We start from the raw sequence: 17,278 nt of genomic DNA, 5'->3' as shown, positions 1-17,278 counted from the left end.
TTTTACAATATAGTATTTTTTAATATATCTTAATTTCAACATCACTCAAGGAGGATTTTTAAATGAAAAAAGCTTTTTTTCTTGGTTTAATAACAGCATCTTCTATTCTGCTAGGTGCTTGTGGCAATCATAGTGCCGCAAGTACTGGGAGCAGTTCTGCAAATAAAACCAAGTTTGCTAATGTTGCTAAACAAAAACATAATAAGCGGAAATCTAATGCTGTACTCAAAAAGAAAATTAATTCTACGAGCAGATCTCAAGAGCAAAGTGAAACAAAAGTACAATCTAAGTCAAATAAACAAAATGCGTCTTCCAGCTCTAATATAGATACGAGCTTAAAGATGCAAAGTTCCCAATCTGTCAGTAGCTCATCCGGCTCACAATCTACGCAACCTCAATATTCAAGCAGCGGCAGTTCTTCTATCTCATATGATGAAAAGACACTTACTGGATTCCTGAATAAATATGGGATGTCTCCTGTAGCTTATAAAATACAGCATCAAGGGATGTCTGAATATGATGCCTTAAAGAGTACACCGGATACTATGAAAATGTCTGGTGAAATTCAAACTGAATATATGATGGACCAGGGCTACCTTGATCATAATGGTCAAGAAACAGCTCAGGGGCGAAAATTAGAACAGCAAAATTCTGATAATGACACTACCGACACCAATGACGGTAATGATGCTACATATTGAGCCCCATAATACGGTCAGAATGAATTCACGAATTGTTTTTGAGCACGCACACTATAATGCCTTTAAAAATAAAAAAGCGCTGATGAATTAAACTTCAAAGAAGTCGAACCATCAACGTTTTTGTGTTAGGTAAATTTTACTAAGACCATATAATAAGGAGAGTACAGGATTTGAACCTGCGCGCCGGTATTAACCGGTTCGCCGGATTTCGAGTCCGGTGCATTACCACTCTGCCAACTCTCCAACAACGATAAATAGTATACCAATTTATCGTAGAAAAAGCAATGGTCTTTTACAGTTAGTCCAAACACAATCCTTGTGTTTGGATAGCTTGCAACAACTCATCACGTTTAGTTTTACGCAAGCCAAGCTTTTCAGAAGACATTTGATGTGTAAACGAATCTATTCTTCGATTTGTATCACGCAAATCATAATAAGTCTGTACAATCTGATCGTAGTCATGCAACTTTTCTATATCGACTTCGCGCTCATAATTATTTTCAAAAAAAGTAAACTCTGACGGTAAGCGTGGCTTCAATTGCGGCTCCTGATTTGGCTCACCAACTTGAAGTCCTAATATGGGATAAGTCATCTTAGGCAGTTCCAGCGTTTGAAGTAATCTGAAAGGGTCATTATTGATACTGCCAAGGATAACTGCACCCAGCCCTAAACTTTCAACTGCATTGACTACATTTTGGACGCTTAAAACTGTGTCTTGAACTGCTTGCATGAACATATCAGCTTTATGCAGCCGTCCATCGTCTTTGCCCAACTGTTTCCGAATTTGTTGGTTGCGGTAAAGATCAGCAACAAAGATAAAAAGATCACCGTTAGTGCCAACATAATCCTGCCCTGTTATCTGTCTGACCTGCTTTCGCTTATCTTCATCTGTGAGATGCATAATTGAACATTGCTGTGTGAACATGCTAGTTGCCGTGTGACGGGCAACCTCTTTTATCGTTTCAAATTCGGCGACGCTCAAACTCCGCTTTTTAAAAGCACGGATCGTTCTGTGTGTTACTTGCTTAGAAGTCGTTTGATTTTTGATCATGTTTACCCTCCTGCTTTTTTTAATTTCTAGATAACGATAAAGTTTTAGCCAATAGTTACCAAAAACTCTAAATAGCCAAAAAAAGCCTCATTCCTCAATAATGAGGTCCATGATGGCATTTTTTGAACTGTACTCAATTGACCTAAATTATAAAGCAGTTTTTCTACTTGACTTCCAAAATTTTAACTTTCATGTCACCTCCGGGAGTCGGTATCGTTACCTCCTGCCCTAATTTACAGCCTACAAGACCCTTGGCAATCGGAGATTCATTAGAAATTTTGCCGGAGAATGGATCAGCTTCAGCCGCCCCAACAATCGTATAAGTTTCTGGCTCTTCATCGGGTAACTCTTTGAAAGTTACTGTCTTACCGACTGCAATTTCATTTGCGGCGACATTTCCGTTATCAATAATTTCTGCATGGTTTATCATTTGTTGAAGTGTCTTAATTCTGCCTTCAACAAATGACTGTTCGTCTTTTGCAGATTCATATTCTGAATTTTCAGATAAGTCACCGAACCCACGAGCGATTTTAATGCGTTCAATGATCTCAGCGCGTTTTGATGTTTGTAAAGTTTCAAGCTCTTTCTTCTAATTTTTTCTTTCCCTCAAGGGTCATTGGATATTTTTTTTCTTCTGACATTAATAATACACCTCTTATAAAAATTAATTACGCCCATAGCGTATCACACTAAGAGCGATTTAGGAAAAGTAACACCCTTAATAACATGCAAACGGCTCTATGCTAACTATGAGCTCGATTAGTTCGCAATACGTCCCTGACTTTCGTCGTTAGTAAATCTATAGCTACCTGATTTTTTCCGCCCTCAGGTACAATAATATCCGCATACCTTTTAGTTGGCTCAATAAATTGGTGATACATTGGTTTAACTGTTTGCAAATATTGTGTAATTACTGAGTCCAAAGAGCGTCCGCGATCTTTAATATCACGTTCAATTCTGCGTATGATTCGAATATCATCATCAGTATCAACGAAAACCTTAATATCCATCAAGTCACGCAGCCGTGGGTCGTGCAAGACTAGAATTCCCTCAATAATAATAACTTCACGTGGTTCTTGCAAAAACACTTTGTCACTTCGAGTACGCGTTTTGTAATCATAAACTGGAATCGCCACTGATTTCCACTCCAACAAGTCCTGCAGCTGGCTCAAAAGCAGTTCTGTATCGAATGCATCTGGGTGATCATAGTTGACTTTGTTGCGCTCTGCAAGCGACATCTCAGCCTGATCATTGTAATATGAATCTTGCTGCAGCATCATTAATGAATATCCATGGAGCTGATTAAAAATTGCGCGACTGACTGTTGTTTTGCCGCTCCCTGAACCTCCCGTGACACCAATTATTACCGGCCGCTGTCTAACTGAATGTTCTGTCATCGAAAATACCCCTTGCAATCACTATTGTCGTCCTAAGAAACACGTTTAACTTTATTTTGCATTATTCTCTTTTTCCAACTTACTTGTCAACCCTTGATGTTGTTCATAAGTTTTTGAATAATAGACCTTGCCAGTCTTCATGTTGGCAATGAAATACAAGTATCCTTTGTCACGATCAGCAGGATTTAAAACCGCCTTGACTGAAGTTAGACTAGGATTGTTGAATGGCCCAGGACCGACTCCTTGGTGGAGATATAGATTATAAGGCGAATCAACTTTCAAATCATTGTATGTCACATTTTTCTTATGCTTTCCTAACGCATAAAGAACCGAAATATCTGATTGAATCATCATTTCCTTATCTAAGCGATTTTCAAAAACGCCGGCGATTCGGTAACGATCCTTTTCAGTTACACCCTCACGTTCAACCAAAGACGCCAATGTCATGACTTGCTGGATTGACATGTTTTTCTTTTTTGCCTCAGTATAATATGGGGTCATTACTGAGTTTGTCTTTGCGACCATCTTCGTCACAAGTTCTTCCAGAGAAACCTTTTTGCCAGCATAGTAAGTCGCCGGATAGAGGTAACCTTCAAGCTTATAGCGTACATCCTTAGCACTAGCTGCTGAAGATAACAAGTCCGGGTATATATTTTTTAGTTTATCAACAAATTCTTGATTGTTTAATAAAGCTAGAAAGTCTTTCTTAGAAAAGCGTGTGTTAGCCTGAATTGTATCACCAATTGAATCAGCCGTCACACCTTCACGAATCAATACCTTACCAGAATAACGCGATTCACTGCTGCCGCCCTTTTGCAGTCTTTGTGAGATCTGCTTTAGGGTCATTGAAGGTTGCAGCTCATAATAACCAGCTTTAAATTGCCCATACTTTTTAGTTTTAACATAATAATCAAAAACAAAACCACTTTTAATTACCTTTTTATCCTCGAGAATACTTCCAATTTGCTTCGTAGTGCTTCCAATTGGTACTTTAACTTCTATTTTTTCATTACTATTTGAATCTAACGGCTGTAAGCCCCTATTTACATAGCGGTACCCGATCACACTGATTGTGATTACTAACAGTATAATGACAAGCACAACACCTATAACTATTTGTCGCGCAAATTTTGTTTGTTTCGGCTTGTTATCATTATTCTTATCAGTGTGTTCATCTTTCTGGTTATTCAAACTATCCCTCCGTTCGTAAAAGTGCTCTTTCCATTATACAAAAACTTTTTTTTAATTTGCATTAAGAATAATAGAAAAGCCATCAAAATTTTATATCTATAAAAATACTGGAGGTTATCTCTTGTCTAGTTACGTGTGCATTAACGAATTTCAGCGTCAAACTCTTTCTTTAACTCGGCAACCACCTTAGCAAAGTCCTTGCTTACATCTTCATCAAGAAGTGTAGTTTTCTTATTTTGATAGGTTAATTTATAAGCTAAGGATTTAAAGTTAACCGCAATATGTTCACCTTCATAAACATCGAACAGCTCAACTTTAGCTAGATTTTTACCGCCATTTTTCCTGATGCAAGACACAATTTCACTGTTTTGAATACTTTTATTGACGGCTAGCGCAACATCCCGAGTAATTGCTGGATATTTTGAGATAGGTGTATAAATTTCAAGCTGTTTAGGCATAGTAATTATTTTTTTCAGATCCAGTTCAAAAATATACGTGCGTTCAATGTGGTACTCTTTAGCTATATTTGGATGTATTTCCCCAAGAAAGCCTAAAAATTCATTACCAACGTAAACATCTGCTGTCCTTCCAGGGTGCATTTCCTCATGTCCATTAGCCTGAACATACCTGATGTTCTCAGTTACTCCTAATGTATGCAGCAAGTGTTCAACAATGCCCTTAGTCAGGTAGAAGTCTACAGGCGTTTTAGTATTATGCCACGTTGCCGTTTCAAACAATCCTGTCAAGGCTCCGGCGACATGTTCAACTTCCACAGGCCGCTCAGTTCCCTTTTCTCTATAGAAGACCCTTCCTTGCTCATAGAAAGCTATATTTTTAACTTTTCGTGCAACATTATAAGCAATGTCATCCAATAATCCGCTTATCAAGTTCATTCGTGCAGTTGTTCGATCTGAACTCATTGGAAAACTCAGTTGTGTTGCCTCTGAAGGCTGCATTAAGAAACGCTGTGCCTTCGCGGTCGTCGTTAATCCATAAGAAACAGCTTGTGTCAATCCTGCTGCTTCCAGCAACTGTCTAGTCTCACGAATTATCTTCTGGGTGTAATTGTAATGACCGGGTGTCAGTTCACCTTTTGGCAGTGTTGCTGGCAAATTGTCATACCCATAAATACGTGCAACCTCTTCTATTAAGTCAGCTGGAATACTAATATCCCAACGACGCGGTGGCACCGAAACAGTAAATACATTCTTGTTGATTTCCACTCCGAATTCTAACCGTTTGAAGATATCTGCAACAATATCAATTGTCAGGTCAGTTCCTAAGACCTTGTTAATCTTATCCAGCGAGATACTAACTTCAACAGGAGTTGTTGCTTCTAGTGAGCCTTCGGCAACACCTGACACGATCTCACCCTCGCCTAAATCAGCGATCAGCTGAGCAGCTGTGTTCAATGCTTCTGCAACAGTAGCACGATTGACCCCACGTTCAAAGCGCATAGAGGCTTCGCTATGCAGATTATGTCTTCTAGCAGTCTTACGAATTAATGATGAATTAAAGACTGCTGCTTCAAGTGCAACTGTGGTCGTTCCACCATCAATTTCGGTGCTTTGTCCGCCCATCGTTCCAGCCAAAGCAATCGGACCCTTGTCGTCCGCTATTACAATATCATGTTCATCCAATTCACGTTCCTGCTCATCAAGCGTCGTTAGGATTTCACCAGCCTTCGCAAGTCTGACAGTAATGTTATTACCATTGATTTTTCCATAATCAAAAGAATGCAGTGGCTGGCCATAATCCATCAAAACATAATTAGTCACGTCAACAATATTGTTGAGTGGCCGAACACCTGCATTCCACAAACGTTTTTGCAGCCACAGTGGACTCTCTTTAACTGTTACATTTTTAATTAATCTCATCAGATAAGTTGAGGCTAACTCAGTATCTGCCTTTAACTTCAAATAATCAGCAACGTTATCTTTTGTACTTTCCTTAACTTCCAAATGAGGTAGTGAAACCTTCTTATTATAGATAGCAGCTATTTCATAAGCTGTTCCGCGCATGCTCAACATATCTGCACGATTAGGGGTAACATCAAGATCAATAATATCCTCGTCCATTCCTAGATATGGATAAACTGGTTTTCCAGGCTCAGCATTATCTGGCAAAAAGTAAATCCCATCAACAAATTTTTTAGGAACAACCCCCTCAGTAAAACCGATCTCTTGAAGTGCGCAAATCATTCCTTCTGACACCTCACCCCGCATTTTGCCACGTTTTATTTTGACATTGCCAGCGATACGTGAATTTGGGAGCGCAACAATAACTTTTTTATGCGCTGCAATATTAGGTGCGCCACAAATAATTTGTAGCGGCTCATCTTCACCAACATCGACTTGGCAAATATGCAGATGATCAGAATTCGGATGAGCTGCAACCTTCAATGTCTCTCCAACGACAATTTTCTTTAATCCATCTTCTAAGCGGTATACCTCATCGACTTCTACCGCTGTTCTTTCAATTTTTTCAGCAAGGACTTGAGGTTCAACATCTACATTAACATAATCACTTAACCATTTCGTTGAAATTTTCATATTTAATCTATCCTACCCTCTCTGTGAAAATTGTTTTAAGAAACGCACATCATTCAAATAAAATTCACGAATGTCATCGACACCATATTTCAGCATTGCAAAACGGTCTGGCCCCAATCCAAATGCAAAACCACCATAAATATCTGCATCAATCCCCGACATTTTCAAAACGTTAGGGTGAACCATACCTGCGCCTAAGACTTCTATCCAGCCGGTGTTTTTGCAGACAGAACATCCTTGCCCGTTGCACTTAAAGCAGGACACATCAACCTCAACAGAAGGCTCGGTAAACGGAAAATAACTCGGACGCAATCGAATTTCACGTTCTTCACCAAAAACAGTTCTTGCAATAAGCTGCAGAGTCCCTTTCAAGTCTGCCATTGTAATATTTTTATCAATCACGAGTCCTTCAATTTGATGGAATTGATGTGAATGGGTAGCATCGTCTGTATCGCGACGGTAAACCTTTCCAGGAGAAATCATTTTCAATGGACCTTTCGAAAAATCATGTTTTTCCATCGTCCTTGCTTGAACGGGTGATGTCTGAGTTCTCATCAAAAGTTTATCTGTTATATAAAATGTATCTTGCATATCACGCGCTGGGTGATCTTTAGGTAAGTTCATCATCTCAAAATTATAATGATCTTCCTCCACTTCAGGTCCATCCACTACCTGATAACCCATCCCAAGGAAGAGTTTTTCAATCTGGTCAATTACTTGCATGATAATATGCGGTTGTCCAGCCTTTACTGGTACTCCTGGTAAAGTGACATCAATTTTTTCTTCCTCTAGTCTCTTTGAAATTTTAATGATTTCAATGCGCTCTTTTCTTTCCGCGATTGCACTGGTAAGCTCATCACGCACCTTATTAGCAAAGCTACCCACATTAGGTCGCTCTTCTTTTGGAAGATCACGCATTCCGCGTAAAACTTCTGTGATTGGACCTTTTTTCCCTAACAAATTAACGCGAATGCTATTGATTTTCTTCAAATCTTCAGCGGTGTTGATTTCTTTAAGTGCATTTTCCTTCAGTTCAGTTAACTTATCTTTTAATCCCAAAACATCTCATTCCTTTCATTTCAAAACAAACTCTGTATGACAGTTATAAAAAAAGACACAAAAAACCCCGTCCCCAAAAGGGACGAGGTCTCGCGGTACCACCCTTGTTCCAGTACAACCAATTTTTGATTGTACCGACACTTAACATGTTAACGGCCATGAAACAACCGGCACACTATTCATCTTACGAATCCCAGCGGCAACTCAGGAAGTGAACTTCGAGTGATATCTATGGAACACTTGCAGCTAGTATGTTCCTCTCTTAAATTGCTTAAATATCAACTGTACTTTTTTCCGTCTTCGTCTTTCACTAGTTCACTATTCTAAACTTGAATTACTTATCCGTCAAGACTCATTAGCAATCTTCCAAGTCATACCACTTTACAGACCAGCGATGCAACTTACGCATGATATCCCGCAAATCCTCGCCGCTATCCGTTAGACAGTAGCAAGAACGGCAACTGTCTTCCAACGAGACCTTCTGTACTAATCCAGCCTCTTCAAGTTCCTTTAACCGTTCCACAAGTACCCGGTCACTGCATCTCTGAACCTTGCTTGCTAAATCTTTAAAACGTTGCGGACCTTCAGTCAATAAAACATCAATAATGAGTCCGTTCCATTTGCGTCCTAGAATACTGAATGTTTTCTCAAAAAAAGGACACTGCTCATAACTATCGGCTATCTTGACCATTAACTCACCTCCATCTACAAGTCCTACACTTAACTATAATTATTGTACAAAAAAAGATCCACAATGCATAATATGCAGATCTTCCCAACTACTACTCACTTAATAAATCCAAAGCCATGCTTGAACCTCGACTCGTAGCGTTCCAACAACGGAACACCTACCTCGGATGTTGCTTCATACTTATCAACAAAAGTCACAATATAGCCTTCTAAGTAACGAGGAGGCACTACCGTTGCTCCCCACATATGTTTGATAATAATATCTTTTTCTAATTTGGTTAAAGTCGTTATCTTTTCTGCATTGCGCACTGCAATACGGGGATGAATCCATGCATGTGTCCCCGAACTGAACTTCGTTGTACGCCAATCATAGTAGAACAGATCGTGCAGCAGTCCAGCACGTGCAGTTGCTTTTGCATTCAAGTGAAACTTCTTAGCAATCCGGTAACTGTCATAAGATACGGAAATCGAATGCTCAAGCCGATTAGAAAAATAATGCTGCTTAAATTCCGCAAGCTTTTGAACTTCGGGTTTATCAAGCAATACGCCGACATAACTCATATACTCGGAATCATCACGCCATTCATTTGTCTTCATGCAATTCCCCTTTTTAATATTATAATTCTATGATAACCGATTTCAGACAATTTGCAATCTAAATGAACTTAAATTTTCTTTCATTTAAATAAACTTAAAAATTATCTTTTCAGTTGAAACATCAGAATTCCAGCAGCAACTGCTACATTCAGTGACTCAGCATGACCCTTTATCGGGATGTAGAGATTGGTTGTTGTTGTACTTAAAATTTCTTCGCTCATTCCATTGCCTTCATTTCCCATAACAATTGCAAAATCACGGTATTTTCCAACTTCATCGTACGGTTTTGCTGCTGGATTCAATTCTGTTCCAAAAACTGGCATATTTTCTTTATGCATTTGCTGTATCCATTCACTTAAGGAGGCCGTAATCAACTTGATATGAAACTGGCTTCCTTGCATAGCCCTAACTACCTTCGGTTGATAAACATCCGCCGTGCCAACGCCAAAGATGACCCCAGTAAAGCCAGCAGCATCGGCTGTCCTAACCATTGTTCCAATATTCCCCGGATCCTGCACTGAATCAAGCATCAGCCATGCTCCCCCTTGCAGTGACACTGGTGTAGACTGCTCTTTTTTCAGCGCGATAACTCCAAAAATTCCTTGCGGACTCGGTGTCTCGCTTAAATGCTTAGCAACTTCTTCAGAAATGATAATTTCTTCACTGTTCTGCGTATTCATCTCTTCAAATTCGGCGCGATACTTAAAATCTTCTGTTACTAGCAGCAATTTTATCTCGCTTCTCGCCGCGAGAGCTTCTTTCACTAGATGCCATCCATCTAAAAGATACGCATTTTGTTTCTTTCTTCCCTTCTTAGTAGATAATTTTTTCCATTCTTTAACTTGCTTATTTTGTACTGACCGAATTACTTTCATTATTTTACTTTTCCCTTCACATCGCTAAAATAAACTGTAAGTATAGCAAAATCCTCGCCTATTCGTTTATACTGAATATATAATAATATCATTTAGATCACAAGGGAGGGTCTACTATGCAAGCAGTTAAACTACACGTTTATGGACGCGTTCAAGGTGTCGGCTTCAGGTATTGCACTAAGATAGTTGCTGAGGACCTTGGTATTGCCGGGATCGTCCGAAATGATGCTGATGGTTCTGTTTATATTGAAGCACAAGGTGAGCTTACTAAACTGGAAACCTTCATCAATCGTATCAAAGCCTCACCTACACCAAGCGGTAAGGTTGATAAAATGATTATAAGGAAAATACCGCCTATTGACTATTCGGGTTTTCAAATCACATACTAACTATCTTTTGTTTATTAAACTTACTCTTTCTTATAATTAAAAAATACCTTTTAGACTCCACTCCTCAATGAGCTGATTGAAAAAAAAGAGGTAATACAGTATAGTTATAACCGTAGTTTATTTGAAAGGGTATGAATAATGAAAAAAATAAAACGATTAAGTTTGATTCCAGCCTTGCTGACACTTACACTACTTCTCAGCGGCTGTGTTCAACGAACAAAAAGCGGCAAACCTTATGGGTTGATTTACGATCATTTGGCAATACCTGGTCAGCACTTGCTCATGTGGCTGTCAAACCACTTAGGCGGCAGTTATGGGCTGGCCATCATCGTCATTACCTTCATTGTTAGAATGGCTTTACTTCCTGTTATGCTCAAGCAATCAAAGAACGCAACGATTCAGCAAGAGAAAATGGCTTCAGTCAAGCCACAAATGGCGGATATTCAAAAACGGCAAAAAGAAGCGAAAACGCAAGAAGAAAAAGCCGCTGTTAGTCAGGAAATGATGCAGATTTACCGTGATAACGGTATCTCCATGACTGGCGGTATCGGTTGTCTCCCATTGTTGATTCAGATGCCGATCTTTGCCGCATTGTATGCAGCAATTCAGTATTCACCTGAACTCTCCAGCTCTTACTTTATGGGAATCAACTTAGGTAAAACAAGTTTTACCTTCACAGTTCTTTCATTTATTGTTTATGCACTTCAAGGGTACCTCTCAACGATTGGTATACCTAAAGAACAGAAAAAGCAAATGCAGTCAATGATGCTGATCAGTCCAATTATGATTACGTTCATGACAATTATTTCCCCTGCGGGCTTGGGACTTTACTTCTTTATTGGTGGAATTTTCGCATGTATTCAAACTTTGCTTATCAACATGATGCGTCCTAAGATCCGTGCTGAGATACAGGCTCAAATGAAGAAGAATCCACCCAAAAAACCTGTTGTTTCGAGTGTTGCAACAAAGTCTGTTCCACAAGAGGCAAGTAGCTCCAAGCATACACAGAAAAAGGATACAAACAGCAACCATGATAACAATCGAAAACGAAATGCTGGCAAACAAAAACGTCGTTAATCTTATTTTTTAACAAATTAAATTTAATCTTAACTTAAAGAGGATGGTCAAAAGTTATTTTGACCATCCTCTTTGTCTTACATTTGCGCAAATCATTGTGTTTTAATGCTCATATTTCGCCGCTGCTTGCACCACTTGCGCCACGCACAATTTAATTATTTTGCAATACCGTTATTTTCGCTTTTTATGTCTGATGCTTTACTGTCTTTTTGAACTATTGGCAATGAAATCCTAAAAACTGACCCTTGCCCTAGCACGCTTTCCACTGTCAGTTTGCCATGATAGCCTTCGATCAAACGCTGTGCAATTGATAGGCCTAATCCATTACCACCCTTATCGCGGCTGCGAGCTTTATCAACACGATAAAAGCGATTGAACACACGCTTGATATTTTGCTGTGAAATTCCTTCACCAAAATCTTGAACAGCAATATCAACATAACGCGCATTTTTGGCAACAGATAAATGGATCTCTTGCCGTTCTGTCGAATACTTTACAGCGTTGTCTAACAGAATAATCAAAACTTGCTCTAAGTGATTGCGGTACATCTGTACTGCAGTTCGTTCATTTAGATCATCATCCAGCACAAAAACAAAATCAGGCTTGATCATTTTAAAATTATTAAAAACCTGCAAAACGACTTCACGTGCATCAGTAATTTCCTTACCAAAATGAATCTCCACCTGTTCTGCCCGGGAAAGATCCAACATTTCTTGGACCAAACTCTTCATTCTGTTTATTTCCTGCAAAGAAGCAGAAATTGATTCAGCCAATACCTCTGGATTGTCTTTTCCCCAACGATTCAATAACTCAAGGTGTCCCTGTATTATCGCAACTGGTGTACGTAATTCATGCGAAACATCTTCCACAAACTGCTGTTGCTGCTCAATATAACGTTGCATTTGGTCAAGCATATCGTTAAACAAATTTCCCAAATTTGAAAGTTCATCATTATATCTTAGCTTAGGAACACGAATATTTGCGACTGGATCTCCATCTTCTGCTTCATTGATCTTATCAATTGTCTCGTTGATATCATCAATCGGCCGGAGCAACCACAAGGATAAAATGTATCCTAGCAAAGAGCAGAGTAAGACCGCTGTTAAACCAAATACAAGGAAAATTAGAAGAAGTTTATTACGTGCCGCATCATATTCAACTAAACGGTTTGTAACCTGAACATATCCTCGCAGCTCATGATTTTTTTTAGTATAAATCGCGCTGCGGCGAACATAAACATTTGTTCCGTTGACTTTTTTTATTCTCTCTGCAGGTCCCACACGGTCAAACTTGATCGGAACTCTGCGGGAGGCAAACAACCCTTTCCCGTCCAAATTATATACACTGACACCAATATTTTTTCGTGACAAAGTCACAAAAAGCGAGTCAGAATATAGACTGGATGAAGCACCTTGTCTGTCTTCAACCGAATCAAAATTCGAACTAAGCAACGGTTTAACATTGCTGTCCGTCAGTTCACCACTGTCATGGCTTAAACGTTCCGATACAACTCCAACTGCATCTGTTACATATTGTTTTTCCTGTCTCAACAAGATATTTGAAAAACTTTGGTACAACAAGGCTGCAAAAACAGCAAAAATCAACAAAACACCAATCCCAGTTCCGACTGACCATTTCATCCTCAAGGAAAACCTATATGCACGTTTCCTATCTTGTGTTTTTTTTACCTTGTTTTTCATCACGAACGCATCACATATCCAGTTCCACGAACAGTTTGAATGTAACTTTCCTCATCAGGACGATCAATTTTATTCCTCAAATATCTAATGTATACATCTACTACATTAGTTTCGATTTGAGATTCATAACCCCACACCTTCTTCAATAGAACGTCGCGAGCCAAAACAACATTGACATTTTCCATCAAAGCAAGCAGTAGTTCATATTCGCGTTTAGTCAGTTCAATGATTTCATCTCCACGCCGGACGACCCTATTTTCTTTCTCAATTGTTAGATCCCGGTAGGTAACCTTGGTCTGTTTGGAAGCATTTTGCTCACTTTCAATATCAATTCTCCGCAAAAGCGCGCGCAAGCGTGCCAACAATTCCTCGATTGCAAATGGCTTAACTATATAATCATCTGCTCCATGATCAAGTCCGGAAACCCGATCAATCACCGAATCACGAGCCGTCATCATGATAATCGGCGTGTTTTTTGTTTGACGAACTCGACGGCACACCTCAAGCCCATTTAAAACCGGCAACATTAAATCCAGTAATATGGCATCCCAATCCTGTTCTAAAGCCGCCTCAAGCCCCGTACGTCCATTATAATGGACCTGAGTTTCGTAACCTTCATGTTGTAATTCTAGCTCAACAAACCGAGCGAGATTCTTTTCATCTTCAATTATTAAAATTCGACTCATCGTGTACACTCCTATAACTTTCTATTGTTTAAAATATCTCTTAACATCACTATCTAAGCATTATCTAAGCTTAATTTAACATAAAAAATAAAAATAGTCGTCCGCTTCGCTAAATATTTTTTCTTTACCCGCTATTTTTTCTAATCGAAACCTTAAAAAAAACAATGAATCCTTTTGATCCATTGCTCTTTCACTTAAATAGACACACAAAACAACTAAACATCTGTTGCCTCGACCCCTGAGTCTCGTAGACATTACACTTTGAAGCACGACAAAGTATTTCAGACTGATCCATAAAACTACTCAACTTCTGAATTATTGAGAATAATAAAGGCAGAGCGGAGTCTAAAAAAAGCAGCGCATATTATTTGAATTCTAAATGAGATGCACTACCGTTCAACTACTGACTCAAATGTCAGTTTCAGAATAACCAGACAAAAACTATTCTTCGTGATACCACTCGTAGTGATAAGTACCTTCTTTATCTGTCCGTTCGTAGGTATGCGCACCAAAGTAATCTCTTTGTGCTTGAATTATGTTTGCTGGCAAGACTTCAGAACGATATTGGTCAAAGTAAGTAATTGCAGCCGTAAATCCTGGTACAGCAACACCTGCCTTAATAGCGAGTGAAGCAACATCTCGAACAGCAGCTTGATACTTATCTGTGATATTCTTGAAATAAGGATCTAACATTAAGTTATCTAATGTCTCATCTTTATTGAATGCATCGGTAATTTTTTGGAGAAATTGTGCTCTAATAATGCAGCCTTCACGCCAAATCATGCCAAATCGCCATACTTAAGTTTCCAATCATAGTGTTCTGATGCAACACGCAATTGTTCAAAGCCTTGTGCGTAGCTCATTATTTTACTGAAGTATAAAGCCTGTCTAATTTTTTCAACAAATGCTTTTTTATCAATGTTTAAATCATCTAAATTAGGACCATTCAAAACATGGCTCGCCGCAACGCGCTCACTCTTCAAAGCTGAGATGTAACGCGCATATACAGACTCTGTAATCAGTGACTGTGGAACACCTAGTTCAAGTGCACTTTGTGAACTCCACTTTCCAGTCCCTTTATTGCCTGCCCGATCAAGAATAACATCAACAATCGGTTTACCTGTTCCTTCATCATCTTTGCGCGTAAGAATGTCAGCAGTAATCGACATTAAATAACTGTCCAGTTCACCTTTGTTCCAGTCCTCAAAAATCGCCGCAATCTCTTCAACACTTAACTGCAGGACATTGCGCAACAAATTATAGCTTTCTGATATTAATTCCATGTCCCCATATTCGATCCCATTATGAACCATCTTGACATAATGCCCAGCACCATTAGGCCCGATATAAGTAACACATGGTGTTCCATCTTCTGCTTTAGCTGAAATTTTTTCTAAAATAGGTGCCACTAAATCATAAGCAGCCTTTTGCCCACCTGGCATTAATGAAGGACCTTCAAGTGCGCCTTTTTCACCACCTGAAACACCCATTCCAATGAAGTTGATCCCAGATTGATCAAGTTCAGCATTCCGCCGCACCGTGTCCTCAAAGAAGGTATTTCCTCCGTCAATCAGGACATCTCCTTTAGTCAAGTACGGAAGTAATTGCTTGATCATTCCATCAGTTGGTGCCCCAGCCTTGACCATTATGATAATTCGACGAGGAGTCTCCAAAGAGTTGACAAATTCTTCGATCGAATAACTTGGAACCAGATGTTTTTCAGGATGATCAGCGACCACCTTTTCTGTTTTTGAACCCGTTCTATTATATAAAGCTACAGTGTAACCGCGGCTTTCAATATTAAGAGCAAGGTTCTTACCCATAACTGCCATACCGATCACACCAATTTGTGGCTTATCCATGACCAAACCTCCTACGTTATTCACTTACTTCCTAATGTTACCAAAAACACGACTAAAATTAAAGCAGCATTACTAAATTATCCTGCTAAAGCAAAATATTCTTACATTTAACCCAAGCAAAAAGCCAAGAAATTCACTTTTCTTGGCTTCATGGTAAATATGCTTAAGAAGCTTTCTTATCATCCACTACTAGTTTTGGAAGTCGCTTACCATCCACACTTGCCTTATCAACAACCACCTGATCTATATCATCTCGGCTTGGAATTTCATACATAACATCCCGCATCGTATTTTCAATAATCGAACGCAATCCACGTGCTCCTGTGTTACGTTCAATTGCAAGACGTGCTACTTCTTGCAACGCACTCGGTTCAAATTTCAAACTGACATCATCTAAGTCCAAAAGTTTGGCATATTGCTTAACCAAAGCATTTTTGGGTTCCGTTAAAATTCGCACAAGATCATCTTCATCTAGTTTTTCAAGTGCCGTTAAAATTGGGAGTCTGCCAATAAATTCAGGAATCAAACCAAATTTCAATAAATCTTCTGGAATAATCTGCTGCATCAAACTCTTGTTTTCATCGTAGGATTGCTTCGTGTCCACTCCAAAACCAATTGCTTTGTCACCTAAACGATTCTTGACCATCGTTTCGATTCCATCAAAAGCACCACCAACAATAAATAAAATATTTGTTGTGTTAATCTGAATAAGTTCTTGTTGCGGGTGTTTACGACCACCTTGAGGTGGAACACTAGCAACTGTACCTTCTAAAATTTTCAGAAGTGCCTGCTGCACACCTTCACCTGAAACATCACGCGTAATTGAAACATTTTCGCTTTTTTTGGCGATTTTATCAATTTCATCAATGTAGATAATTCCTCGTTCAGCACGATCAACATCAAAATCAGCATTTTGTAATAGTTTTAAGAGAATATTCTCAACATCCTCACCTACATAACCAGCCTCAGTCAAAGTTGTTGCATCCGCAATTGCAAAGGGAACACGTAAGATTTTAGCTAGACTCTGTGCTAAAAATGTTTTCCCTGAACCTGTTGGTCCTACCAAGCAAATATTACTTTTTTGCAATTCAGTATCATCATTACTGTCATCTAAAGCTGCATTAACACGCTTATAATGATTATATACTGCCACTGCCAAAGTCTTTTTTGCTTGTTCTTGCCCAATTACATATTGATTTAAAATATCAACAATTTCACGTGGTTTAGGTACGTTCAACAATTCTTCTGAAGCTTGTTCCTTGAATTCCTCATCAATTATTTCTTTACATAAATCAATACATTCATTACAAATATATACTCCGGGACCCGCAACAATTTTTTTTACCTGGTCTTGGGATTTTCCACAAAATGAACATACGACCGGCCCATTCTTATCCGTATTTTCAAACATTTTTATCCCCCTTAATACCATCTTTATCTTTACATTCTAA

At 39.0% G+C, this 17,278-nt stretch carries 14 protein-coding genes, 1 tRNA gene and 2 pseudogenes; 3 read left to right on the top strand and 14 right to left on the bottom strand.

Annotation, left to right across the window (positions count from 1 at the left end; genetic code table 11):
- The first annotated feature begins 62 nt into the window (after positions 1-62).
- Positions 63-701, top strand: a complete 639-nt coding sequence (locus JCM15457_RS01190; RefSeq protein WP_152537251.1) for a hypothetical protein — start codon at positions 63-65, stop codon at positions 699-701.
- A gap of 155 nt (positions 702-856) precedes the next feature.
- Here the strand turns inward: JCM15457_RS01190 and JCM15457_RS01185 are convergent.
- From JCM15457_RS01185 to JCM15457_RS01140, 10 genes and pseudogenes are all read right to left on the bottom strand, one after another.
- Positions 857-944: transfer RNA gene (locus JCM15457_RS01185), tRNA-Ser, on the bottom strand.
- A 55-nt stretch (positions 945-999) separates the two neighbouring features.
- A complete protein-coding gene (locus JCM15457_RS01180; RefSeq protein WP_034986747.1) occupies positions 1,000-1,752 on the bottom strand; it encodes an NADPH-dependent oxidoreductase in 753 nt (250 codons plus the stop codon).
- A 163-nt stretch (positions 1,753-1,915) separates the two neighbouring features.
- Positions 1,916-2,393, bottom strand: a pseudogene (gene greA, locus JCM15457_RS01175) (transcription elongation factor GreA).
- A gap of 102 nt (positions 2,394-2,495) precedes the next feature.
- On the bottom strand, positions 2,496-3,149 hold the full coding sequence (udk, locus tag JCM15457_RS01170; protein WP_034986744.1) for a uridine kinase: 654 nt from the start codon (positions 3,147-3,149) through the stop codon (positions 2,496-2,498).
- 51 nt (positions 3,150-3,200) lie between these two features.
- A complete protein-coding gene (mltG, locus tag JCM15457_RS01165) occupies positions 3,201-4,340 on the bottom strand; it encodes an endolytic transglycosylase MltG (protein WP_034986741.1) in 1,140 nt (379 codons plus the stop codon).
- A gap of 140 nt (positions 4,341-4,480) precedes the next feature.
- Positions 4,481-6,892: a phenylalanine--tRNA ligase subunit beta gene (pheT, locus tag JCM15457_RS01160; protein WP_034986739.1), complete on the bottom strand. Its 2,412-nt coding sequence runs from the start codon at positions 6,890-6,892 to the stop codon at positions 4,481-4,483.
- 12 nt (positions 6,893-6,904) lie between these two features.
- On the bottom strand, positions 6,905-7,951 hold the full coding sequence (gene pheS, locus JCM15457_RS01155) for a phenylalanine--tRNA ligase subunit alpha (RefSeq protein WP_034986738.1): 1,047 nt from the start codon (positions 7,949-7,951) through the stop codon (positions 6,905-6,907).
- Between the two features lie 355 nt (positions 7,952-8,306).
- Positions 8,307-8,642: a winged helix-turn-helix transcriptional regulator gene (locus JCM15457_RS01150; RefSeq protein WP_034986736.1), complete on the bottom strand. Its 336-nt coding sequence runs from the start codon at positions 8,640-8,642 to the stop codon at positions 8,307-8,309.
- A gap of 95 nt (positions 8,643-8,737) precedes the next feature.
- The gene (locus JCM15457_RS01145) at positions 8,738-9,238 is read right to left on the bottom strand and encodes an HD domain-containing protein (RefSeq protein WP_034986735.1); all 501 of its coding nucleotides are present in this window, start codon (positions 9,236-9,238) and stop codon (positions 8,738-8,740) included.
- 101 nt (positions 9,239-9,339) lie between these two features.
- A complete protein-coding gene (locus JCM15457_RS01140) occupies positions 9,340-10,113 on the bottom strand; it encodes a TrmH family RNA methyltransferase (protein ID WP_034986732.1) in 774 nt (257 codons plus the stop codon).
- Between the two features lie 116 nt (positions 10,114-10,229).
- Here JCM15457_RS01140 and JCM15457_RS01135 point away from each other — a divergent pair, with 116 nt between their 5' ends.
- Both JCM15457_RS01135 and yidC read left to right on the top strand, forming a co-directional pair.
- The gene (locus tag JCM15457_RS01135; RefSeq protein ID WP_034986730.1) at positions 10,230-10,502 is read left to right on the top strand and encodes an acylphosphatase; all 273 of its coding nucleotides are present in this window, start codon (positions 10,230-10,232) and stop codon (positions 10,500-10,502) included.
- Positions 10,503-10,640: 138 nt separating this feature from the next.
- Positions 10,641-11,579 (top strand): membrane protein insertase YidC, encoded by a 939-nt coding sequence (gene yidC / locus JCM15457_RS01130; RefSeq protein ID WP_034986728.1) that lies wholly within the window; start codon positions 10,641-10,643, stop codon positions 11,577-11,579.
- A gap of 155 nt (positions 11,580-11,734) precedes the next feature.
- On the opposite strand, the gene JCM15457_RS01125 is transcribed toward yidC, so the two are convergent.
- The 4 genes and pseudogenes from JCM15457_RS01125 to clpX all read right to left on the bottom strand — a co-directional run bounded on the left by JCM15457_RS01125 (position 11,735) and on the right by clpX (position 17,238).
- A complete protein-coding gene (locus JCM15457_RS01125; RefSeq protein WP_034986726.1) occupies positions 11,735-13,279 on the bottom strand; it encodes a HAMP domain-containing sensor histidine kinase in 1,545 nt (514 codons plus the stop codon).
- The gene (locus JCM15457_RS01120; RefSeq protein WP_034986724.1) at positions 13,279-13,965 is read right to left on the bottom strand and encodes a response regulator transcription factor; all 687 of its coding nucleotides are present in this window, start codon (positions 13,963-13,965) and stop codon (positions 13,279-13,281) included. Before JCM15457_RS01120 ends, JCM15457_RS01125 begins: the two co-directional genes overlap by 1 nt.
- Positions 13,966-14,406: 441 nt before the next feature.
- A pseudogene (gene gnd / locus JCM15457_RS01115) lies at positions 14,407-15,827 on the bottom strand (NADP-dependent phosphogluconate dehydrogenase).
- Positions 15,828-15,990: 163 nt separating this feature from the next.
- Entirely contained in the window at positions 15,991-17,238 is a 1,248-nt protein-coding gene (clpX, locus tag JCM15457_RS01110) for an ATP-dependent Clp protease ATP-binding subunit ClpX (RefSeq protein WP_034986722.1), read from the bottom strand.
- Between the last annotated feature and the right edge of the window lie 40 nt (positions 17,239-17,278).

Source organism: Liquorilactobacillus sucicola DSM 21376 = JCM 15457 (assembly GCF_000612445.1).
Classification (GTDB): domain Bacteria; phylum Bacillota; class Bacilli; order Lactobacillales; family Lactobacillaceae; genus Liquorilactobacillus; species Liquorilactobacillus sucicola.
Note: the sequence above shows the minus strand (reverse complement) of the source record. Positions and strands in the feature narration are given on the sequence as shown.